This window comes from Parasphingorhabdus halotolerans (genome assembly GCF_012516475.1).
Classification (GTDB): domain Bacteria; phylum Pseudomonadota; class Alphaproteobacteria; order Sphingomonadales; family Sphingomonadaceae; genus Parasphingorhabdus; species Parasphingorhabdus halotolerans.
Genome location: NZ_CP051217.1, coordinates 3,106,290 through 3,127,965 on the forward strand (window position 1 = coordinate 3,106,290; position 21,676 = coordinate 3,127,965).

The 21,676-nt window shown below is 53.6% G+C and carries 19 protein-coding genes and 1 pseudogene; 12 read left to right on the plus strand and 8 right to left on the minus strand.

Annotated features, from left to right (window positions below; translation table 11 throughout):
• The first annotated feature begins 19 nt into the window (after positions 1-19).
• From HF685_RS15215 to HF685_RS15220, 3 genes and pseudogenes are all read left to right on the plus strand, one after another.
• Positions 20-1,444 (plus strand): aldehyde dehydrogenase family protein, encoded by a 1,425-nt coding sequence (locus tag HF685_RS15215; RefSeq protein WP_168820776.1) that lies wholly within the window; start codon positions 20-22, stop codon positions 1,442-1,444.
• Between the two features lie 146 nt (positions 1,445-1,590).
• A pseudogene (locus HF685_RS16160) lies at positions 1,591-1,862 on the plus strand (hypothetical protein); the annotation flags it as partial.
• 228 nt (positions 1,863-2,090) lie between these two features.
• Positions 2,091-2,600 carry a zinc-binding dehydrogenase gene (locus HF685_RS15220; protein WP_425500191.1) on the plus strand — a complete coding sequence of 170 codons (510 nt, stop codon included), beginning with the start codon at positions 2,091-2,093 and terminating at the stop codon, positions 2,598-2,600.
• Positions 2,601-2,647: 47 nt separating this feature from the next.
• Here HF685_RS15220 and HF685_RS15225 read toward each other — a convergent pair whose 3' ends face one another.
• Both HF685_RS15225 and lgt read right to left on the minus strand, forming a co-directional pair.
• The gene (locus HF685_RS15225; protein WP_246218659.1) at positions 2,648-3,733 is read right to left on the minus strand and encodes a class I SAM-dependent methyltransferase; all 1,086 of its coding nucleotides are present in this window, start codon (positions 3,731-3,733) and stop codon (positions 2,648-2,650) included.
• Positions 3,726-4,592, minus strand: coding sequence for a prolipoprotein diacylglyceryl transferase (gene lgt, locus HF685_RS15230; protein ID WP_168820778.1), 867 nt, complete (start codon positions 4,590-4,592; stop codon positions 3,726-3,728). The genes HF685_RS15225 and lgt overlap by 8 nt, the downstream gene beginning before the upstream one ends.
• Positions 4,593-4,706: 114 nt before the next feature.
• Here lgt and HF685_RS15235 point away from each other — a divergent pair, with 114 nt between their 5' ends.
• Both HF685_RS15235 and HF685_RS15240 read left to right on the plus strand, forming a co-directional pair.
• Positions 4,707-6,416, plus strand: a complete 1,710-nt coding sequence (locus tag HF685_RS15235; RefSeq protein ID WP_168820780.1) for a class I adenylate-forming enzyme family protein — start codon at positions 4,707-4,709, stop codon at positions 6,414-6,416.
• Positions 6,413-9,196, plus strand: coding sequence for a [protein-PII] uridylyltransferase (locus HF685_RS15240; protein WP_168820782.1), 2,784 nt, complete (start codon positions 6,413-6,415; stop codon positions 9,194-9,196). Before HF685_RS15235 ends, HF685_RS15240 begins: the two co-directional genes overlap by 4 nt.
• On the opposite strand, the gene HF685_RS15245 is transcribed toward HF685_RS15240, so the two are convergent.
• Both HF685_RS15245 and HF685_RS15250 read right to left on the minus strand, forming a co-directional pair.
• Positions 9,193-9,729 (minus strand): YceD family protein, encoded by a 537-nt coding sequence (locus HF685_RS15245; protein WP_168820784.1) that lies wholly within the window; start codon positions 9,727-9,729, stop codon positions 9,193-9,195. The genes HF685_RS15240 and HF685_RS15245 overlap by 4 nt on opposite strands.
• Entirely contained in the window at positions 9,726-10,253 is a 528-nt protein-coding gene (locus HF685_RS15250; RefSeq protein WP_168820786.1) for a ubiquinol-cytochrome C chaperone family protein, read from the minus strand. Before HF685_RS15250 ends, HF685_RS15245 begins: the two co-directional genes overlap by 4 nt.
• Before the next feature lie 217 nt (positions 10,254-10,470).
• On the opposite strand from HF685_RS15250, the gene HF685_RS15255 reads away from it, so the two are divergent.
• Positions 10,471-10,956, plus strand: a complete 486-nt coding sequence (locus tag HF685_RS15255; RefSeq protein WP_168820788.1) for an outer membrane protein assembly factor BamE — start codon at positions 10,471-10,473, stop codon at positions 10,954-10,956.
• Positions 10,957-10,974: 18 nt separating this feature from the next.
• On the opposite strand, the gene HF685_RS15260 is transcribed toward HF685_RS15255, so the two are convergent.
• Positions 10,975-13,245, minus strand: a complete 2,271-nt coding sequence (locus HF685_RS15260; protein ID WP_246218660.1) for an NADP-dependent malic enzyme — start codon at positions 13,243-13,245, stop codon at positions 10,975-10,977.
• Positions 13,246-13,493: 248 nt separating this feature from the next.
• Between HF685_RS15260 and mutS the strand changes: the two genes are divergently transcribed.
• The 6 genes from mutS (at position 13,494) to HF685_RS15290 (ending at position 19,936) form a co-directional block, all read left to right on the plus strand.
• Entirely contained in the window at positions 13,494-16,091 is a 2,598-nt protein-coding gene (mutS, locus tag HF685_RS15265) for a DNA mismatch repair protein MutS (RefSeq protein ID WP_168821574.1), read from the plus strand.
• A gap of 271 nt (positions 16,092-16,362) precedes the next feature.
• Entirely contained in the window at positions 16,363-17,292 is a 930-nt protein-coding gene (gene argB / locus HF685_RS15270) for an acetylglutamate kinase (protein ID WP_168820790.1), read from the plus strand.
• Between the two features lie 120 nt (positions 17,293-17,412).
• Positions 17,413-17,706, plus strand: a complete 294-nt coding sequence (locus tag HF685_RS15275) for a YggT family protein (RefSeq protein WP_168820792.1) — start codon at positions 17,413-17,415, stop codon at positions 17,704-17,706.
• A gap of 3 nt (positions 17,707-17,709) precedes the next feature.
• Positions 17,710-18,612 carry a bifunctional methylenetetrahydrofolate dehydrogenase/methenyltetrahydrofolate cyclohydrolase FolD gene (gene folD, locus HF685_RS15280; RefSeq protein ID WP_168820793.1) on the plus strand — a complete coding sequence of 301 codons (903 nt, stop codon included), beginning with the start codon at positions 17,710-17,712 and terminating at the stop codon, positions 18,610-18,612.
• Entirely contained in the window at positions 18,612-19,322 is a 711-nt protein-coding gene (locus tag HF685_RS15285) for a hypothetical protein (RefSeq protein ID WP_168820795.1), read from the plus strand. Before folD ends, HF685_RS15285 begins: the two co-directional genes overlap by 1 nt.
• Positions 19,319-19,936 carry a MarC family protein gene (locus HF685_RS15290; protein WP_168820798.1) on the plus strand — a complete coding sequence of 206 codons (618 nt, stop codon included), beginning with the start codon at positions 19,319-19,321 and terminating at the stop codon, positions 19,934-19,936. The genes HF685_RS15285 and HF685_RS15290 overlap by 4 nt, the downstream gene beginning before the upstream one ends.
• On the opposite strand, the gene HF685_RS15295 is transcribed toward HF685_RS15290, so the two are convergent.
• From HF685_RS15295 to HF685_RS15305, 3 genes are read right to left on the minus strand one after another with little or no spacing between them, the layout of a single operon-like run.
• The gene (locus HF685_RS15295; RefSeq protein ID WP_168820800.1) at positions 19,933-20,058 is read right to left on the minus strand and encodes a Trm112 family protein; all 126 of its coding nucleotides are present in this window, start codon (positions 20,056-20,058) and stop codon (positions 19,933-19,935) included. The genes HF685_RS15290 and HF685_RS15295 overlap by 4 nt on opposite strands.
• Positions 20,059-20,111: 53 nt before the next feature.
• On the minus strand, positions 20,112-20,747 hold the full coding sequence (locus HF685_RS15300; protein WP_168820802.1) for an LON peptidase substrate-binding domain-containing protein: 636 nt from the start codon (positions 20,745-20,747) through the stop codon (positions 20,112-20,114).
• Position 20,748: 1 nt separating this feature from the next.
• Positions 20,749-21,654: a tetratricopeptide repeat protein gene (locus HF685_RS15305; RefSeq protein ID WP_168820804.1), complete on the minus strand. Its 906-nt coding sequence runs from the start codon at positions 21,652-21,654 to the stop codon at positions 20,749-20,751.
• Positions 21,655-21,676 lie beyond the last annotated feature (22 nt).

The following is a 21,676-nucleotide window of genomic DNA, read 5'->3' on the forward strand; positions in this document are numbered from 1 at the left end:
TATTCTACTGGAGAGTGCAATGGAAAAATATCTGCAACATTATATCAATGGTCAATGGGTCGATTCCATCGGAGGAACGGTGCATGAAGTAATCAGCCCGTCAACCGAAGAAGCGTGTACGCAAATCACTCTGGGAACCAAAGCTGATGTTGACGCTGCAGTTGCTGCTGCGAAAGCAGCCTATGTAACGTATAGCCAGACAACGCGCGAGGAGCGGCTGGCTTTGCTTGGCCGGATTGTTGAAGAATATCAGAAACGCATGCCGGATATTGCCCAATCCATGGCGGCGGAAATGGGTGCTCCGGTAAGTCTGGGCGCAGCAGCGCAAGCGCCGGCAGGACTCGGTGGTTTCATGGGCACGATTGAAGCGCTAAAGAATTTTCAATTCTCCGAGGTCGTTGGCCCCAACACCATTGTTTATGAACCCATCGGTATCGTCGGAATGATAACGCCTTGGAACTGGCCGCTAAACCAGATCGCGCTCAAGGTTGCTCCGGCGCTGGCAGGCGGGAACTGCATGATCCTCAAACCATCCGAGGAATGCCCCGGCAATGCTGCCATATTGGCGGAGATCATGGATGCTGCAGGTGTACCAGCAGGCGTATTCAATCTGGTGCAGGGCGATGGACCGGGCGTCGGCGCGGCTATTTCAGCGCATCCCGGCATTGATATGGTGAGCTTCACCGGCTCAACCCGCGCCGGCATATTGGTTGCCAAGGCGGCTGCCGATACCGTCAAACGTGTCCATCAGGAGCTTGGTGGAAAATCGCCGAACCTTGTTTTGCCGGGTGCCGATCTGGAAACCGTTTTGCCGCCAACCGTCAGCGGTGTGCTAATCAATTCCGGCCAGAGCTGTATCGCACCGACTAAAGTGCTGGTCCACAGCAGCCAGTCGCAGGAAGCCACCCAAAAGATCACCGATATATTTGCTAGCCAGGAAGTTGGCGATCCGATGACCGAAGGCGGGCATTTGGGGCCGGTGGTGAACAAGGCACAATATGACAAAATCCAGGACCTGATCCAGTCGGCGATTGACGAAGGCGCGACGCTGGAAACTGGCGGCACCGGTTTACCGACGAATGTTAATCGTGGCTACTATGTCAAACCAACGGTTTTCAGCGGCGTGAATTCCACCATGCGGATCGTGAAGGAAGAGATATTCGGACCCGTTATTACGGTGATGAGCTACGATGATATTGATGATGCGGTGACCACTGCCAATGATACCGACTATGGATTGTCCGCAGTGATATCCGGTGATCCAGCGGAAGCGGCGAAAGTGGCTCCGCGACTGCGCGCAGGTATGGTCGCTATAAACAATTGGGGCCCAGCACCGGGCGCGCCTTTCGGCGGTTACAAGCAATCGGGCAACGGCAGGGAAGGCGGCATTTATGGCCTTCGCGACTTTATGGAAATGAAATCCATCAGCGGGATTCCCGCCTGAGATGGAATAGATGGAGGCTCAAATCGCTATTTGAGGCTGCGTTGATCGCGGTTCCACAATATTGCTGTTAAAGTTGTCCGGACAAATATATGGCATTACTATTGTGATTCAACCCTGTCCGGCTTGAAATATTTGGAGAACCACGAATGACGCAGTCTCAAGCGATTGTCCTGCCACATCTTATTGAAGCAAAGCCGGTTGCGGGGGATTTTTCGTTACAACAGGCAGACTTGCCAGCCTTGATCGATGGCGATCTGCTGGTGCGGGTGATATATCTTTCGCTTGATCCTTATATTGGCACTGCGTTGCGTGGACGGCATATGACGCCGCAACCGAGCCCGGGAGATGTTGTCCCTGGTGGGGGATCGCTCAGGTCGTTGAATCCAAATCTCCAGATTTCTCCGTTGGAGATTATGTGTCTGGCGAAATCGGCTGGCGCGATCACGCTGTTGTAGAAGCGACCACTATGCGCAAGATTGATGCCGGAGCGGCGCCGCTATCGGCGCAAATCGGTGTTGCAGGCATGCCAGGTCTAACCGCCTATGCCAGCATTCATCATTTGGCTGAGGTAAAAGCCGGAGACCATGTGCTGGTTTCTTCTGCCGCCGGACCAGTTGGCGGGACTGTGGGTCAGATTGCTCGCATCATGGGCGCGGCCAATGTTGTCGGTATCGCAGGTTCGGACGAAAAATGTGCTCTGGTGAAGGACGCATACGGTTTTGATGATTGCATCAATTACAAACAAGCAGACTGGAAGGAACGGCTGGCAGCGGCCATGCCTCAGGGTATTAATGTCTATCATGACAATGTCGGCGGTGAACTGCTCGATACCGCGCTCGATAATCTGGCCAATTATGGCCGCGTCGTGCTTTGCGGGTTGGCCTCGCAATATCATGCCGACGAGCGTCCCGTCGGTCCCAATCCGGGAACCTATATCGTTAAGCGCGCCAAAGTCATGGGCCTTGTGGTTTATGATTTTGCGCAGGAGCAAGATGCGGTGACCAAAAAAATCGGCGAATGGATTGCGGAGAAGAAACTCCATTATGTCGAAGATCGCGTGGAAGGTCTCGACCAAGCTCCCATCCTGTTCGAAAAATTGATGCGCGGCGAGAATATTGGCAAATGCGTGGTTGCCGTCGCACCGGAGACTATCTGAGGGAACTGCTATTAAGATACTGCTACGAAGATGAAGCGGGTTGCGATTTACGCGCTCTCATCATCGGCGTAGCCAAAACCCTCCGGTTCCGGCCAGTCCATTGAGGTCATGGCCATGGCCCGAAATAAGCGGCCCATTTCATCAAAATGAGTAAGGCGGTGCAACGCTGCTTCAATTGTTTCCGCTTCTTTAGGCACGGCTTGGGCCAGCGATTTTGCGCGATGATCAATGCCGATTGCTTTGAGCCATTGTCCCTGACCAGTCGGCCCGTGAACATTGAGCAAACGGGTCCGCGCGACATTTGCGAGTTCAAGAAAATTGACATGTGCGGTGAGATCGGATCTGCCGGGGCTTTCAAAAGGACTGATCGGCAGATGGTCTTTAACCGCTTGCAACGTGCTGCCAGTGCCCGGCTCATCATAGCCATAGTCGATCAACAGCAAAACACCGCCTTGTTTGGCTAGGCGGTTGCCCAGCGTACTCAAGATATCAATACTCGCGGGTGAGCTTTCCAATATCGTTCCGATCGGAAATTCGTTTTTGACGGAAATTTTATCGGCAACGGTTTGCGTGCCGGCAATGGCGATGAACTTATTGCGTTCGCGTGCGACCATGTTTCGCCGCCAACCGGCCTGCGTGGAGACAAATTGCTCGATAGGTAGCGCGTCAAAAAACTCGTTGGCGACGATCAGCAGCGGCCCGTCTTCCGGCAATGTGTCCACGGTATCATGCCAAGATGCATGCGCGTGCAATTCCGCCTGTTTGGCTTTGAGAACGGGGCTGGTTTCAACAAAATGAACTTCCGGATCGCAGCCGAATTTTGCCATGGCACGAAAGGCGTCATCGGCGAGCGTGCCCCGACCAGGGCCAAGCTCAACATAATGACAGTGACTCGGCGCACCTTTACGCAACCAGATATCGGCGAGCCATATCCCGATCATCTCGCCAAACATCTGGCTGATTTCGGGCGCTGTTATAAAGTCGCCTGCTTCCCCAAGCGGATCTTTGCTGGCATAATAGGCCGTATTGGCGATACCCATATATTCGCCGAGCGTGATTGGCCCATTTTTGTCAATTTTCGCGGCTAGCAAATGTTCGGCAGAATCGGTTTCAGGCCCTATGTTTTTAGGCAACGCTAGTATCTCCGGATACGGGCTCTATGCGAACCCTGCGACCTTTGGCGGTGAATACCAGATAAAGGCCGAGAAGGATCATGGGTAATGATAGCCATTGACCCATGCTCAAACCCGATTGTTCAACCAGCCATTGCAGCTGTTGATCCGGTTGGCGGAAAAACTCGATTATGAACCGCGCGATTCCATAGTCTAGGGCCGCAACGCCGACCAGCAGGCCCGGTTTATATCTGGCGTCTGTTTTCCAGAACAGGAACCAGAGTACGGCGAACATCAAAACACCTTCCAGGCCTGCTTCATAAAGCTGGCTGGGGTGACGGGCGACTTCTCCACCCATGGGAAAAACCACTGCCCATGATACATCGGTTGCACGGCCCCAAAGCTCGCCGTTGACGAAGTTTGCGAGGCGACCGAAGAATAATCCGAACGGGATTACGCAAGCGACATAGTCGCAGAACCGCAGGAAATTGATCTTCTCTTTGCGGGTCAGCCACCAAATAGCGATAATTACGCCCAAGGTTCCGCCATGCAAGGACATGCCGCCCTGCCAGACTTTGAAGATATCCAGCGGGTTGGCGAGAATGGATGGGTTATAGAAGACTATGTAACCCAATCGTCCGCCGATAATGATGCCGAGCGTTGCCCAGAAGATAAAATCATCCGCGTGGCGGCGTGCCATTGGCGCTCCGGGTTGCGCAATGAGCTTGGTCAGATACCAGTAGCCGATCAAAATGCCCGCCAGATATGCGAGTGAATACCATTTTAACTGGAAAAAGCCGAGATCAAGGGCAGTGGGTGACAGGCCCAGCTCCTCAAATCGCGTAAATTGGGCCGCATTGGCCAAGATTATATCAATCAACTCTTTTCCCCACTATGTTTCGTGTCCATATAAAGGGAAATTCCCCTATACCAAGAGGGAAACAACGGGATTCCAATCTATATCTGGTATCCACATTCGGGAGAGAGAATAAAAATGCCATCTGCACTAGACCTAAAACTGCGAGCAACCCTTGAAGCTATGACGGCCCCCGGTCAGCTGCTTGAACTGGACGAGATTGAAAAATTCGGTGTGAAAATGCCGATCTTTAAACAGGCTCCGGACAATGTCGCCGACTATATGGCGTATTTTAGTGCGCAGCACAGCGACAAGGAATTTCTGGTCGATGGCGATATCCGCCTGACATTTGGTGAAACCTATGCCGCTGCACGGGTATTGGCCGGTGGTCTGATTGAAGGGCACGGCGTAAAACCGGGGGATCGCATCGGAATTGCGGCCCGGAATTCAGCCAATTGGATCATACTGGATATGGCGATCACAATGGCGGGCGGCGTCTGCACCAAATTAAACGGCTGGTGGCAGGGCGATGAACTCGCCGATGGCATCGAAGATGTCAGCTGCTCAATTGTCTTCGCCGATGGACAGCGTGGTGCGCGCCTAAGAGAACTGGATCGCGATTTCGGGGCCGAGCTCATCATTTTCGAGCATGATGTATTGCCGATGGAAGGTCTTAAAGCCTGTCTGGAAAAAGGTGGTAGTGCAGAAACACCGCTGCCGAAACTGGGCGCAGAAGACCTTGCAACCATATTATTTACTTCCGGTTCAACAGGCCGGTCGAAAGGCGCATATTCCGAGCACCGCGCCGTGGTGCAGGGCGCCATGAGTTTTGTAGGCGCCTTTGCAGTCATGGTTGATATTATGGAGAAAGCTGGCGGTATGCCAGAGGGTCAGCCCACCGCACTGGTCTGTGTTCCGTTGTTCCATGTTACAGCATCGGTGCCTCTGGTGCTGGTCAGTTATGCGATTGGCCGCAAGCTGGTGATGCTCAATAAATGGGATGCTGAAGAGGCAATGAAGCTGATTGAGAAAGAAAAGGTTACTTATTTCGTTGGTGTTCCTCTGATGAGCATGGAAATTTATTCGCATCCCAAGGTTAAGGAATATGACCTGTCCAGCTGTGTGTCCATGGCTGCCGGAGGCGCGCCGCGTCCGGTTGAACATGTTAAGCGGATCAAGGAAGGTATGGGTGAAAAAGGCTTCCCGATCATCGGCTATGGCCTGACCGAAACCAACGGCGTTGGCTGCTCCAACACCAATGAGAATTACCTGGAACGCCCGAACAGCACGGGTCGCGCCACTCCGCCAATTGTCGAAGTGCAGATGCTCGACGATGATGGCATGCCGGTTCCGCAGGGCGAACGCGGCGAGGTTTGTATTCGCACGGCGGCTAATTTCAGCGGTTACTGGAACAATGAGGAAGCGACCAAAGCGGCATTTACTAAAGATGGCTTTTTCCGCTCGGGTGATATCGGCTATCTCGACGAAGAGGGCTTTCTCTATATCGTCGACCGCAAAAAAGAGATCATCATTCGCGGCGGTGAGAATATCAGCTGTCAGGAAGTGGAAGCGGCTATTTACGGCAATACCGCTATCGCCGAAGCCTGTATTTTCGGCGTGGAAGACGAGCGTTTTGGCGAAGTACCAGCGTTGGTATATCATGTGAAGCAAGGCCAGAGTCTGCCGCAAGATGCGCTATTGGATTATCTCAAAGGAAAACTGGCGCCGTACAAGATGCCCGTTCATATCTGGGAATATGACGAGCCATTACCTAAATTGGGCACGGCGAAAATAGCAAAGATAGTTTTGGCCAAAAAGCACCGTGAAATGCTGGCCAATACTGCATGAATATAAAGGCAAATATTCCGGAGCCGGCACCCGAACCTGAAAAACGGGTTAGTCGGCAAAGGGATATTATTGATCGGCGCGCGCTGACGGAAGAAATTGATCGGCTGTTCGCCGAACATGGCGTGGCCAAAGCCCGTGCACAGATATTGGCATTGTTGCAGGGCGCTTTAAACCAAGGCCGGGAGGAAATCGGCAAAAGGCTTGTCGAAAACCCTTCGGCTGGCCATGACGCGGCTGCGGCGCAGTCTTTTCTGGTCGATCAACTGATCCGGATCATTCACGATATTGCGGTTAAATATCAATATCCGGTCAGCAATCCGTCGTCCGGTGAACGCATCGCACTGATGGCCGTCGGCGGCTATGGGCGGGGCGAAATGGCACCGCATAGCGATGTCGATATCGCCTTTATCACGCCCTCGAAACAAACCAGTTGGACCGAGCAGATCGTCGAAGCGATGCTCTATTGGCTTTGGGATTTGGGCCTGAAAGTCGGACAAAGTAGCCGTTCCATCGACGAGATGGTGCATATGGCAAAAGATGATCTCTCTATCCGTACGGCTTTGCTGGAAGGGCGATATGTCTGGGGTGACACCGGCGTTTATGAAGAGGCGAAGCTTCGATTTTTCAGTGATGTGGTTGAGGGTACTCATCGGACTTTTGTGTCCGAAAAACTGGCGGAACGAGACTCTCGCCATCACAAAATGGGTGATAGTCGCTACGTCGTCGAACCAAATGTCAAAGAAGGCAAAGGCGGCCTGCGTGATCTGCAGACGCTCTACTGGATTGGCAAATATATTCATCGCGTCGCATCCGCCGAAGACCTGATCGAGGTTGGATTGCTGACACGCGGCGAATTTCTAAGGTTTCGCAAGGCCGCGAATTTTCTTTGGGCCGTGCGCTGCCATATGCACGATATTACTGGCCGCGCGGAAGATCGATTGACTTTTGACTTGCAACCAGAGGTTGCGCGCCGGATGCGCTTTGCAGACCGTAAGGGTAAATCCTCGGTCGAGCGCTTCATGCAATATTATTTCCTGAACGCGAAAGTCGTTGGCAATCTGACCGGCGTGTTTCTCGCGCATCTTGATGAAACCCATAACGCCGGGGTCCGGCGGTTCATTCCAAATATTATACGCCGGCCAAAAAAGCTGAAAGGCTTTATACTGGATCGTGGGCGGCTGGCACTGCCAGACGAGAAATTCTTTGAAAAAGACCCGATCAGGTTGATTGAGATATTCCAGCTCGCTGACAAATATGAGCTGGAAATTCACCCAATGGCTATGCGAGCCGCGCGGAGGGATGCTAAGTTCATTGACAACAATATCCGCAAAAACAAGCGCGCCAACAAACTGTTCATGGAAGTATTATGCTCGCCGCGTGATCCCGAACTGGTGCTCCGCTGGATGAATGAAGCATCAATATTTGGCCGGTTTGTTCCTGATTTTGGTCGCGTTGTCGCGCAGATGCAATTTGATATGTATCACCACTACACGGTGGACGAGCATAGTATCAGGGCAATTGGTCTGTTAGCGAAAATCGGCAGCGGCGAATTGGTTGACGACCATCCCAACTCCACCGAGACAATGAAAAAACTCAAAAACCGGCGTGTGCTTTTTGTCGCGACACTGCTCCATGATATCGCGAAGGGGCGCGGGGGTGATCACAGTATTTTAGGCGCAGAAGTGGCGATGAAGCTCTGTCCGAGATTGGGTCTGGAACCCTATGAGACGGAACTGGTCGCTTGGCTTGTTCGTTCGCATTTGTTGATGTCGGCGATGGCCTTCAAACGCGATCTTTCAGATTACAAGACCATCCAGGATTTTGTCAGCCAAGTAAAAAGCATGGAACGACTTCGGCTGCTAACGGTGTTAACCGTCGTAGACATTCGCGCCGTTGGCCCAGGTGTCTGGAACAGCTGGAAGCGGCAATTGCTAACCGACTTGTTTGAGTCGGCGGAAGAAATGCTGTTGCTTGGCCATAAACAGCGTGGCCGCAAAGAACGCATTGACCAGAAAAAGACGATATTGGCCGAAGCACTGGATTTGTCCAAAGCGCAATTTGATAAACTCGCCAAGCGTCTGAATGACCCATATTGGATTGCCGAACAGAGTGACATCATCGAACAAAATGCAAGGTTGATGATCGCTGCAGGTGAGGATAATCTGGCGATTTCTGCCGAGGCCTATCCTGAGCGGGGTGCGACGCTGGTCACAATTTATGCCGCAGATCATCCGGGATTGTTTTTCCGGATTGCCGGCGGCATTCATGTAGCCGGCGGCAATATTATCGATGCCCGTATTCACACGACGCGTGATGGCATGGCGCTGGATAATTTTCTGGTGCAGGATCAAAAGGGCCGTGCTTTTTCGGAAGCCTCACAACTGGAGCGTTTGAAGCAGGCGGTGGAAGATGCGCTCGCCAATCGCGCAAAGCTAGCGCCGAAGCTCGAAGCGAGGCCCTTGGCTCATTCCCGGGCTGATGCGTTTAAAATTACGCCGATGGCGCTTGTTGATAATGAGGCCTCCAATCGTTTCACGGTTATCGAGGTCAATGCCCAAGATCGACCAGCGCTGTTAAACGCGCTGGCTTATGCGTTGTTTGAATCCAAAGTGACGGTCCATAGTGCGCATATTTCAACCTACGGAGAGCGGGCGGTTGATACATTCTACATCACCGATCTGTTGGGATCGAAGATCGAGAGCAAGGCTAGGCTCAATAGTTTGAAGAAAAAGCTGACCGTTGCCGCGACTTTTCAACCAGTAGGCAAGGAGGCCGCTTAGCCCAGCTTATCTTTAAGCGCTGACAGTGCCCCGAATGGGCCCGCTTCTTCTTCGCTTTTCAGCCCCTGTTGCTTGGCGATTTTTTCGGCGTCCGGACCGCGTGGATAGGGATCAAGAGCGAGGTACAGACTTTGTGCGACCGCCTCACCGATATCGATTTGCGCGTTTTGAAATTCCATGACATCGCAATCTTCCGATGCCAGCTCAATCTCGGCTTCCGGTGTTAGTGCTTCTGCTTGTTTTTTAACGAAGGCGATTTGAAATTCTTCCCGAATGTTCACGGGGAACGGCTGACCGCTTATCGCACAAAATTGCGTTAGCTGTACCTTTAACAGGCCATAGGCTTTGATTTTCTCGCCGTCGGAGACCAATTCATATTCTGCCACAAGCGAAGAGACTTTTGGTAGATCAAAGCGATTGGCCAATTTCGTGCACTCGTCCGCGTTGGCAATAATCTCGCCATTTACGGGTGCTTCGCCGAGATCGGAGAGTTTGACAATTCGCGATAGCTCGGGTGGTGCCAGATCACTCATGCCGAGGTCTCCGGAATTTCTCCGGCGAGAATATTTGTGGTTTTTGTCCTGGCAAGACCATCGCCAAAATTTCGCAGCGCATCAACAACAAGTTTCAGCGCTTGCTCGGCGGGTGCCTCTCCGCGATATAAATTGCGCGTCAGTGCCTCGCCAAGATCAGCTTGGCCGCCAAGCCCGTCTCGATAGGCTGCCATGCGCCCGCCCAGAGCGCCCATCATACGTCCGACATGCTTGCCAACAACCATGTCACCAATACCAATTTGCCGCAGTTGGCCATCCATATCGGAAATAAATAATTCGGTGAGCCAGGTTGTTTCCTGCGCTGTGCTTTCTTCGCTTTCCAGCCGGATCAGCACGAGCGATAATATCGCTGCGATCATGTCAAACCGGCCATCTATGGTATCCGGCACTTCTCCTTCTTCGTACCAAAAAGGCCGCCGTCCTTCCCCGATAATGGCAGCATAGAGCGGCTGCATGATAATGTTGGGGTTCTCATTCGAGAAAAGCCTTTTCAAGATCGACATGATTTTACATTGGCCTTTATAGTTACGGATGCTTTTCGGTCAGGGCGCGCTTTTTACCACCCAAAATGCTGGAGGAGCTATGATATGCTTGGTCACCTATGTTAAGACTAGGTACAGGGCATATTGATATTTCTGCAGCGAGATGCAATGGGCGATTGAATATTCTGCCCAAATCGAATGTGTCGAATTGTTGCAGTCTGTTTTGGAGAATTTTTGAATGACCAGCACGTTGAGAATGGGTTTTGCTGTTACCGGCCTGATTGCCGCAAGCTTGATAGTTTCCGGCTGTACGCGGGTGCGCGGGCATCAGGGCTATATTTCCGACAGTGTGTTAATGTCTGCGGTGCAACCAGGCCTCGATAATCGTCAGTCGGTTGAGGCCTCTCTCGGAAGGCCCACTTTCACTGGACAATTTGATGAAAATACCTGGTATTATGTCTCACGCAGTACCCATCAATATGCGTTTAACTCTCCCACGCCCAAAGAGCAGGAGGTCATGCGGATTACATTTGACCCCGCTGGCAATGTGACAGCCGTTGACAGAACTGGACTTGAACTGGTCGCCAGCATCAACCCTGATGGCGATAAGACGCCAACGCTGGGCCGCAACCGCAGCTTCTTTCAAGAGCTGTTTGGCAACATCGGTGCGGTGGGTGCTCCTGGTACAGGCACCCAGAGAGGAAACGATCCTACACAGCCATAGTGTCTGGCACTGCCAGCGTTATTTTGCGATTCCGCTTGCCGCCAATACTGCTAGTGTGACCAGTTCCGATGCCGTGGATGCCATGGTCGCGATCTGCACAGATTTTTCCAATCCAACGAGCATGGGCCCGATAACCGCATCACCGCCCAGTTCGCGCAGTAATTTCGCCGAGAGGTTGGCTGATTGCAGGCCAGGCATGACCAGCACATTGGCGGGGCTGGAAAGCCGGCAGAATGGATAGTTGCCCATGAGTTTCGGATTGAGCGCGACATCTGGTGCCATTTCACCTTCATATTCGAAATTGACCCGCCGCTCATCTAGTAATGCCACCGCTTCCCGGATGTTGTCGAGCCAGCGGCCTTCGGGATTCCCAAATGTAGAATAGCTCAAAAAGGCGACGCGCGGTTCGTGACCCATTTTACGGGCGACAGCGGCTGTTTGTTCAGCAATATCAGCCAGTTCAATCGAGGATGGTCGTTCGTTCACCGTCGTGTCCGCCATGAACACCGTATGGCTTTGACCGATCATGACATGGATGCCCAAAGGTGTACGGCCTTTTTCCACATCAATTACTTTGGCAACATCACGGAACGTTTGCGAATAGGGGCGCGTTACCCCGGTGATCATTGCTTCGCCCTGATCCATCGCTAGCAGGGCGGAACCGAAAATGTTCCGATCCTGGTTCACCATCCGCTTGATGTCTCGCTCCATATATCCCCGCCTCTTTAGTCGGTCATAGAGCATGTTGACCATGTCCGGAACAAGCGGACTGTTGCGGCTATTGTGGATTTCAAAACGGTCAGGGTCGCTAACACCCAGTTCGGCAAGTTTTTTGCGCACCCGGTCGTCGCGCCCAACCAATACTGGCGTACCATATCCACCATCCTGGAACTGGATAGCAGCGCGCAGGACGACATCTTCCTCCGCTTCGGCAAAAATGATTCGTTTAGGATGCTGGCGGCAGGATTCATATGCTTGTGTAAGCACCGAGGTTGTAGGATTGAGCCGCGCCCTTAGGCTCTGACGATAGGCATCCAGGTCCTCAATAGGCTTTTGCGCAACGCCGCTATCCATTGCCGCTTTGGCGACCGCTGCGGAAACTACGTCCATCAGGCGCGGGTCAAAGGGAGCCGGAATAATATAATCAACACCGAATGTCGGCGCTGCGCCACCATAAGCTGCGGCGACTTCTTCCGGTACCTGTTCGCGCGCCAATTCGGCAATCGCTTGCGCTGCAGCAACCTTCATTTCTTCATTAATTCGCGTCGCTCGAACGTCGAGAGCCCCGCGGAAAATAAACGGGAATCCTAAGACATTATTGACTTGGTTGGGATAATCCGACCGTCCTGTAGCCACTATGGCATCTGGCCGCGCGGCTTTGGCATCAGGTGGCGTAATTTCAGGATCGGGATTGGCCATGGCGAAGATGATCGGCTTGTCAGCCATGTCTTTCACCATTTCCGGTTTTAACGCGCCAGCAGCTGAAAGGCCGAGAAATACGTCTGCCCCGTTCAGGGCTTCGGTTAAGTCCCGTGCATCGGTATCAATAGCATGAGCGGATTTCCATTGATCGACACCTTCGCGGCCACGATAGATAACCCCGCTGCGATCGCACATCGTCAGATTGTTATGTGGGACACCGAGGGACTTGATCAATGATGCGCATGCGATAGCGGCCGCACCGGCACCGTTCACAACGACCTTAATGTCTTCAATCTTCCGGTCAGTCAGCAGGCAAGCATTGATAATGCCTGCAGCAGCGATAATCGCCGTGCCGTGTTGATCGTCATGAAAAACCGGAATATTCATCTGGTCGCGCAAGGTTTGCTCGATAATGAAACAGGCAGGCGCGCCAATATCTTCCAGATTAATACCGCCAAAGCTCGGTTCCATAATGCGGACCGCATTGATGAATGCATCCGTATCTTCAGTATCCAGTTCAATGTCGATGCCATCAACGTCAGCAAAGCGCTTGAACAGAACGGCCTTGCCTTCCATCACCGGTTTGGAGGCCAACGCGCCGAGATTGCCGAGGCCTAATATTGCCGTTCCGTTCGATATAACCGCGACCAGATTACCTTTGGCGGTATAGTCATAGGCTTTGGACGGGTCTTCTGCGATAGCGCGAACCGGAACCGCTACACCTGGCGAATATGCCAGGCTGAGGTCTCTTTGGGTGGCCATCGGTTTGGACGCGATGATTTCAATTTTGCCGGGTCGACCGTGGGAATGGAATAATAGCGCTTCGCGTTCGGAAAATTCTACGTTGCTCTCGTTCTTATCGGCCAAATTGTCTCTCCGTGTCATAGGCATATGGCTTCTCAAACCGATATGCTACGCGTCCCTTCATGCGATCTACTCCGAATAAGGGGCATTGGGCAAGGGCGCGTTGCATGGCGATTAAACAGACGCCCTTTTCTGCATCTCGATACTCGTCTATCGCACAGCCTATGGGGACACAGACTCAGCAAAAAAATAGCGCAGCCAAGAAGGTCGATTTGCCCACCAGTTCCGGCGCAAAGCCCAATCTGACACCGATGATGGAGCAATATTTTGCGCTGAAGGAAAAGGCGGAAGATTGTTTGCTTTTTTACAGGATGGGCGATTTTTTTGAGCTTTTCTACGACGATGCAAAGCTTGCCGCCGCCGCGCTTGATATTGCGCTGACATCGCGCGGCAAGAATGCGGGCGAAGCCATCCCGATGTGCGGCGTACCGGTGCATGCTGCAGAAAATTATCTCGCCAAGCTGATTCGTGCCGGCTTCAAAGTGGCGATTGCGGAGCAGATCGAAACCCCGGAGGAAGCTAAAGCGCGGGGCGGTTACAAAGCGCTGGTGGCACGGGACATCATCCGGTTTGTAACGGCAGGAACGCTCACTGAAGATAGCCTGCTGGATGCGAAATCGGACAATATGCTGGTCGCGCTCAGTGAGGCGCAGGGACAGATCGGCATCGCCACGGTGGATATCTCAACCGGCAGTTTTGAGCTGACCCATGTCACCCCGCTGGAGCTTTCCGCAGAACTGGCGCGCATTAGTCCTTCGGAGATTGTTGGACCGGCTTCCGTTATGTCGCTGGTGGCGGGCAGCATAAACAGCGTGACCTCCGAACGGCAAAAGTCGGACTTTGATAGCAACCGCGCGGAGGAGCGCCTCGGACGTTTCTTCGGAAAAGACGCCGGGCATCAATTGAAGCAATTTTCTAGAGCGGAACTCTCAGCGGCGAGCGGCCTGGTCGCCTATGTCGAGCATGTGTCGCAAGGCGAAGTGCCCTATTTGCACAAGCCGGTCCAGCGCCGGACGCCGGATTTCCTGATGATCGACGGGCCGACCAGGATCAGCCTCGAGATCGAACAAACCCTTGGTGGCAAGCGCGAAGGCAGTTTGCTGGCCTGTATAGATCGCACGGTGACCGCAAGTGGAGCGCGATTGCTCTCGCGAGATATCGCGGCGCCGCTGTATGACACCGATAAAATCGCCGAGCGTCTGGGACTGGTGCAATGGTTCCACGATGATCCTGCCCTGCGCGATGACGTGCGCAGTGCGCTCAAAGCGCTGCCGGATATCGGGCGGGCTTTGGGCCGGATTTCCTCGGGCAGGGGCAGTCCCCGTGATGTCGGTCAAGTCCGCGATGGTCTCTCCGGCGCGCGCGATTTGCGGGAACGACTTTCGACGCAAATCGGTCTACCGGGATTGATGGAACAGTTGCTGCCGACACTCGATGGGCACGGCGCGATGGTCGACCTGCTGGAGCGCGCTTTAGTCGAAACGCCGCCAACCGAAATGGCGAGCGGCGGCTATATCGCCGCTGGCTATGACGCAGCGCTGGATGAACTGCGCAGTGCTGGTTCTGACGGGCGTAAATCAATTGCAGCGCTGGAAGCGCGTTACCGCGAAGCGACCGGCATCAACACGCTCAAGATCAAGCATAATGCGGTTCTTGGCTATTTCGTCGAGGTGCCCGCCCGCCACGGTGATGCGCTGATGACGCAAGATTCCGGTTTTGCCCATCGCCAGACATTGGCTGGCGTGGTGCGGTTTAACTCGCCCGAACTGCATGAAGAAGCGATGCGGGTGACTCAAGCTGGTGCGCATGCGCTGGCGGCGGAAGCAGCACATTTTGAAGAATTGATTGCCAAACTGCTTTCGCGTTCCGACGCAATTGCGACAAGCGCCGACAGCCTCTCCCGCATTGATGTTGCTGCAGCCCTGGCAGAGCGCGCAGCGGAAGGGCGGTGGTGTCGACCGGAATTTGTTGATGGCAACGTGCTGGCGATTGATGGCGGGCGACATCCCGTGGTCGAAGCTTCCCTCTCGGCCACTGGCACACCCTTTGTTGCCAATGATTGCGATCTTGCCAGTGATAACCGCCTATGGCTGGTGTCCGGTCCCAATATGGGCGGCAAATCCACCTTTTTGCGCCAGAATGCCTTGATCGTAATACTTGCGCAAGCAGGCGGATTTGTTCCTGCCTCCTCGGCGCGGCTCAGTCTGGTCGATCGTTTGTTCAGCCGGGTCGGCGCATCGGATAATCTCGCGCAGGGGCAATCGACCTTCATGGTCGAGATGGTGGAAACCGCGGCGATCCTCTCGCAAGCGACGGAGAACAGCTTCGTTATTCTCGATGAAGTGGGCAGGGGCACGTCGACATATGATGGCCTCGCTCTGGCATGGGCGGTGGTTGAAGCGGTCCATGAAACCAATCGCTGCCGCTGCCTGTTCGCCACCCATTATCACGAGCTCACCCGCCTCGCCGATCGCCTCGACTCATTGTCGCTCCACCATGTCCGCGCGCGGGAATGGAAAGGCGATCTGGTACTTATGCACGAGTTGGCGAGGGGACCCGCAGACCGCAGCTACGGGCTGGCGGTGGCGAAACTGGCAGGGATTCCGAAGCCGGTATTGCGGCGCGCCAAGGCAGTGCTCGACAAACTCGAAGCAGGCAAGGCCGAAACCGGCGGTCTGGCGGCAGGTTTGGGTGATTTGCCGCTGTTTGCAGCGAGCCTTGGGGACGCGGAGGAAACGACCGACAAGCTGCGTGATGCATTGGAGGCGCTTGATATTGACGCGCTTAGCCCGCGTGAGGCGCTGGAGCAGCTTTATGCGTTGAAGGCGCAAGTGGAAGAAGAGAGTTAACCTTCTCCGTTACAGGAGAAGACTCATGAAGCAGATTTCCAATTTTACAAATTCCGGCTTTCCTACATAATGTCGTTCGCGTTAAACTCGGCAAATGATTTCTCCGTCATTCATGGGATCAATTTTGCAGTTTCATCGGTGCAATGGGGAGAAACTCAATTCTCCTTTAGGGGGTGTGACCCTGTGTGACCCAAGGTTCGTCGTGTCGGTCAACATGCGCGAAAGTCACTATTTTGTTGCTTTTCGCCGCCAGCTTTAGTCAAACGCCGCCATGACCGACCAGACCGAAAATCACGCGCCCGACCCTGCCATGCTCGCCAAGGCCGAAACACTCACAGAGGCGTTACCTTATTTGCAGCGCTATGCCGGCCAGACATTCGTGGTGAAATATGGTGGCCATGCGATGGGTGATCCCGCGCTGGCGCGCAATTTTGCCGAGGATATTGTGCTGCTCAAGCAGGTTGGTATCAATCCTGTGGTGGTTCACGGCGGCGGCCCGCAAATTGGCGCGATGCTGGCGCGGGTCGGGGTGGAAAGCGAATTCGTCGATGGCTTGCGGGTGACGACCAAAGAAACTGCCGAAATTGCTGAGATGGTCTTGTCCGGCGCGATCAATAAGGAACTGGTGAGCTGGATTGAACGGGCAGGTGGAAGCGCGATCGGGATTTCCGGCAAGGATGGTGGTTTTGTAAAAGCCGTAAAGCTGCGCCGCACCGCGCGCGATCCTGATAGCAATATCGAGCGGATCATTGATCTTGGCTTTGTCGGTGAACCGAAGAAAGTCGATCGGACAATTATCGACACAATTTCCGATGCTGGAATGATCCCTGTGATCGCGCCAATTGGTGTCGGCGAAGATGGCCATACGTACAATATTAATGCCGATACAATGGCTGGTGCGGTTGCTTCGGCGCTGCGGGCGGCGCGATTGTTTTTGTTGACCGACGTTGCAGGTGTTCTCGATAAAAGCGGCGCGTTGCTGACGGATCTCGACCCAACGAAAATCGCGGCGCTGGCGAAAGACGGCACGATTTCGGGCGGAATGATCCCGAAATTGGAAACTTGTGTGAAAGCGGTTATGGGCGGCGTAGATGCCGCCGTTGTTCTCGACGGCCGCATTCCGCATGCGATGTTGCTTGAAATTTTTACCAGCAAGGGCGCGGGTACTTTGATCAAGGATGACTTTGAGCCGGTTGAATAATCGTCAAGCTGTGTTATATAGTTGACACACTTAGTTTCTCGGCATCGTCTTGGCTTCGTTCTTGTTAGGACCGATCTTGATCGCTAAGGGCTGTTTAACAACTTAAAAAGGCTTTGCCCCATGGTTTTCGCGCTGTTTCAAATAATTGCAATCCTGCTTAATGTCGCCATCACGGTGATCATCGTACAGGCAATAATGAGCTGGTTGCTCGCGTTTAATGTTATCAATCTGCAAAATGATATTGCTCGCGCGATCTGGACAACTCTGGATGCATTGACCGCGCCGATTTACAATCCTATCCGCAAGATCATGCCGGATTTCGGATCAATTGATCTGACACCGATGGTGGTGATTATCGGGATCATCATATTGCAAGACGCCATTTTGCCACCACTTCAGCTGGCATTGACCTAGTATATGACTAGCGCAGGGGCTCATATCATCGACGGCAAGGCGTTTGCCGCAGGATTGCGTGAACGGATCAAGGTTGCGGTTCCCGCGTTTGTGACCCAAGCGGGCCGCGCTCCCGGACTGGCCGTGGTGCTGGTGGGTGAAGACCCTGCAAGCCAGGTCTATGTCGCCTCTAAACATAAAGCGACTCTCGCCGCCGGAATGGAAAGTTTCGAGCATCGGCTACCAGCGGATACCTTGCAGGAAGACTTGATCGCGCTGGTCCAGCAACTTAATGCCGACGAAACGGTCGATGGTATTTTGGTGCAATTGCCTTTGCCGAAACATCTTGATGAAAAAGCGGTGGTAATGGCGATTGACCCGAACAAGGATGTCGATGGCCTGCATGTCATTAACGCCGGGCGGTTGGCCAATGGCGAAGAAGCGCTAACGCCGTGCACGCCGCTCGGCAGCCTGATGCTGCTCAAAGATACGCTTGGCGATTTATCCGGGCTCGATGCTGTGGTTGTTGGGCGCTCTATTTTGGTCGGAAAACCGATGGCGCAATTGCTGCTGGGCGAAAATTGCACGGTAACGATGGCGCATAGCCGCACAAGGAATTTGCCCGACGTTGTGCGCCGCGCGGATATTGTCGTCGCTGCCGTTGGCCGTGCTGAAATGGTCAAAGGAGATTGGTTGAAAGACGGCGCGGTGGTGATTGATGTGGGGATTAACCGGCTTGACCCCGAACCCGGCAAAGATCGTGGCCGTCTGGTTGGCGATGTCGCGACGGCCGAGGCCTTGGATCATGTTCGCGCAATTACACCAGTCCCCGGCGGCGTCGGTCCGATGACTATAGCAGTGCTACTGCGTAACACATTGGTCGCAGCGTCTGCACGCGCCGGCCTCGCCAAACCGGGAGGCTTTTAATGCGTATTTTTGCGGCCGTGGGCATAGCATTGTTGCTGGCCAGTTGCGCTTCCGGCGGGCGGTCTTTCAGTGATCGCGAACAGTTTAACCGGGTGCGCGGAAAAGCAGTCGCCAATCCCAGTGCTATAGTGGCGGCAGAGTTATCCTTCGCACGACTTGCGCAAGAAAAGGGCCAATGGACCGCTTTTCGGGAAACGGCGACTGATGACGCAGTCATGTTCACGCCGAACAAGGTGAACGCGCAAGCATGGCTCAAAGGCAAGGCTGACCCGAAAACAGCAGTCGAGTGGCAACCGCACAAAATATTTGTCTCGTGCGATGGCAGCCTCGGTGTTTCAAAAGGAGCCTGGCAGGCTGCAAATGGTAATACAGGGCATTTTACGACGATCTGGCGCCAAGAAGGTTTTGGCCAGCGTGATTTCCGCAAAGATGCCGAGTGGAAATGGGTGTTTGATGATGGGGTCCCGTTGGAGCAACCATTGGAAGAGCCGGATTTCATTGAGACCGAAGTGGCGTCTTGCAAGGGCAATGTGACGCCGGTTTCTGCAACGGATATCGGAAGTGGTTCTGCAAGTGGCCAGTCCATTGACGGCACTCTGACTTGGCAAGCCATTGCAAACGCCGACAAATCGAGAAGTGTATCTGTGAGCCTCTGGGATGGTTCAAACTGGAATAAAGTTCTTACTTACGAAGCATCTGCCTCGGAATGACCGAACTCTTTATCTCCGCTTTCATCACGTTTTTTGTCGTGATTGATCCGCCCGGCTGCGCCCCGATTTACGCTAGTCTGACAACCAATGCACCTGCCGCACAGCGCCGCAATATGGCCCTTCGCGCTGTCATTGTCGCGGCTTTGATTCTGCTCGTCTTTGCCGCTTTCGGAGAACAACTGCTTGGCGCGCTGGGCATCAGCCTTGATAGTTTCCGGATTGCCGGTGGCATCATGCTGTTCATCATCGCGCTCGAAATGGTGTTTGAAAAGCGCACCGAGCGCCGCGAAAACCGGGCGCAGGAAATTATCGATCAGCAGGAAATCGATGACGTGTCGATTTTTCCGATGGCAATGCCAATGATCGCCGGTCCTGGTTCGATCGCCGCAGTGATGTTGCTGATGTCGGAGAATGAAGGGTTGAATAGCACACTCATTATTATGGGAGCGCTGGGTTTGGTTCTTGTTTTGACGCTGGCTGGTTTACTGCTGGCAGGCCCATTGATGAAAATTCTGGGCGGTAATGTTGAGGCTGTGATCACGCGTGTGCTGGGCGTATTGCTTGGTGCGCTGGCGGTGCAATTTGTGGTCGATGGGTTGAAGGCGAGCTTTTAGAGCTTCCTCGCTTCTTCAATAAGCATCACCGGAATGCCATTCTTGATTGGATAGGCGACACCTGCTTCCTCAGAAATGAGTTCCTGGGCGTCTTCATCGTAGACAAGCCTGGTGCGGGTCATTGGGCATACAAGTATTTCAATAAGTCTCGGATCGATTGTCCGGAACGGTGAAGTCACTGTAGCGTTACCCGATCATCATCGCCGTCTTGCCGCCCAAAAAACTGAAGCAACTGAATAATCAGTTCCGCACGATTGGAGAGTCCATCAACCTCCAGCAAAGCCTGTTTGGAAGCCGCATCAAAGGGAGCGATCTGGGCGATACCGTTTACAAACGAGGCGTCATCAAGCCGCCCGATGCTGTCCCAATCCACTTGATAGCCCTGCATTTCAGCAAATTTTCGTGATTCAATTTCCAGCGCTGCCCGTTCCGCGCTAGCCAGAACTTCATCTATTTCCTTGTTGTCTTCAATCTCTGCGCGCACTTGGCGAAACGCTGTGTTCGCATCAATCTCTTCGATAATCCGGAACCTTGCTGTTCCTTCCAGAACGACGTTGAATCGACCATCGTCCATCGCCTCGATATCGATAATCTTGCCGACACAGCCGATATCAAACAGCTCGGGAACATCGCCGCCGGACTTCGGCTGTATCATACCTATCTGCCGATCGCGCGCCATCGCATCATTGATCAGCGCGCGATAGCGATCTTCAAAAATATGCAGGGGAAGATGCATGCCGGGGAACAAAAGCGCGCCGGACAAAGGAAAAATCGAGAGGCGCTCGGTTTCTATGTTGATATCTTTTGTCATATCACCCGAACAATAGTGCTGAGAGCTTGCGGCGCGTGGCGGAAACCCATTCGTCTTCCAGGCCAACCATTTCAAACAGCGACAGCAGTTTTGCACGCGCCTCACCGTCATTCCATTCCTTGTCCGCTGCGATTATCGTGAGCAGATGGTCTGCCGCGCCATCATGATCGCCTGAAGCGATAAGTGCGCTGGCCAGATCAAACCTCGCCTTATGGTTTTTTTCATCCGCCGCCACCGCCGCCTGCAATTTTTCCAGCTCGCCATCGGCTGGCTTGGCTTTTGCTAACTCCAGCGCCGTCCGAGCCCGTTCAATTGCCGGCTCACTTGCGAGTTCTAGCGGAAGTCCCGCCAAGGCAGCTTCGGCCTGCTCAAGATGTTCAGCAGCAACCAGCGACCGGATCAGACCGCCAACAGCATCTACATTGTCAGGGGCGATATCCGCGATTTGGGCAAAAATACCGGCAGCGCGCTCGCCGTCACCGCCTGCCAGTGCTTCTTCACCCATGGCCAGCAAAGGCGCCAGATCTTGTTGCGGTTGTTCGCCGCCGATAGGCAGTTTTTCCAGTATTTGATCGAGCAGGCTAGAGATCTGGCTCTCGCTTCGGGCCTGCGTCATATCGGCAACCGGTTTCCCCTGAAAAATCGCATAGACTGTGGGGATTGACTGCACCTGAAATTGCGATGCGATGAACTTATTCTCATCGACATTTATCTTAGCGAGCATAACGCCTCTATCCGCATATTGCGCGGCCACTTTCTCCAGCATTGGTGTCAATGCCTTGCATGGGCCACACCATTCCGCCCAGAAATCCAATATGACCAGCTTTTCCATACTGGGAGCAACCACAGCCTGCTGAAATTCTTCTACCGCTTTTTGCTCTTCGACTGTCAGTCCTGCTGTCGCCAAGGGAAACTCCTGTCATTCTGCT

Bases quoted from the DNA above. Each gene is read 5' to 3' on its own strand.
- HF685_RS15215 (WP_168820776.1), top strand. From the start codon at position 20: ATGGAAAAATATCTGCAACATTATATCAATGGTCAATGGGTCGATTCC.
- HF685_RS15220 (WP_425500191.1), top strand. From the start codon at position 2,091: ATGGGCGCGGCCAATGTTGTCGGTATCGCAGGTTCGGACGAAAAATGT.
- HF685_RS15235 (WP_168820780.1), top strand. From the start codon at position 4,707: ATGCCATCTGCACTAGACCTAAAACTGCGAGCAACCCTTGAAGCTATG.
- HF685_RS15240 (WP_168820782.1), top strand. From the start codon at position 6,413: ATGAATATAAAGGCAAATATTCCGGAGCCGGCACCCGAACCTGAAAAA.
- HF685_RS15245 (WP_168820784.1), bottom strand. From the start codon at position 9,729: ATGAGTGATCTGGCACCACCCGAGCTATCGCGAATTGTCAAACTCTCC.
- HF685_RS15250 (WP_168820786.1), bottom strand. From the start codon at position 10,253: ATGTCGATCTTGAAAAGGCTTTTCTCGAATGAGAACCCCAACATTATC.
- HF685_RS15255 (WP_168820788.1), top strand. From the start codon at position 10,471: ATGACCAGCACGTTGAGAATGGGTTTTGCTGTTACCGGCCTGATTGCC.
- mutS (WP_168821574.1), top strand. From the start codon at position 13,494: ATGATGGAGCAATATTTTGCGCTGAAGGAAAAGGCGGAAGATTGTTTG.
- argB (WP_168820790.1), top strand. From the start codon at position 16,363: ATGACCGACCAGACCGAAAATCACGCGCCCGACCCTGCCATGCTCGCC.
- HF685_RS15275 (WP_168820792.1), top strand. From the start codon at position 17,413: ATGGTTTTCGCGCTGTTTCAAATAATTGCAATCCTGCTTAATGTCGCC.
- folD (WP_168820793.1), top strand. From the start codon at position 17,710: ATGACTAGCGCAGGGGCTCATATCATCGACGGCAAGGCGTTTGCCGCA.
- HF685_RS15285 (WP_168820795.1), top strand. From the start codon at position 18,612: ATGCGTATTTTTGCGGCCGTGGGCATAGCATTGTTGCTGGCCAGTTGC.
- HF685_RS15290 (WP_168820798.1), top strand. From the start codon at position 19,319: ATGACCGAACTCTTTATCTCCGCTTTCATCACGTTTTTTGTCGTGATT.
- HF685_RS15295 (WP_168820800.1), bottom strand. From the start codon at position 20,058: ATGACCCGCACCAGGCTTGTCTACGATGAAGACGCCCAGGAACTCATT.
- HF685_RS15300 (WP_168820802.1), bottom strand. From the start codon at position 20,747: ATGACAAAAGATATCAACATAGAAACCGAGCGCCTCTCGATTTTTCCT.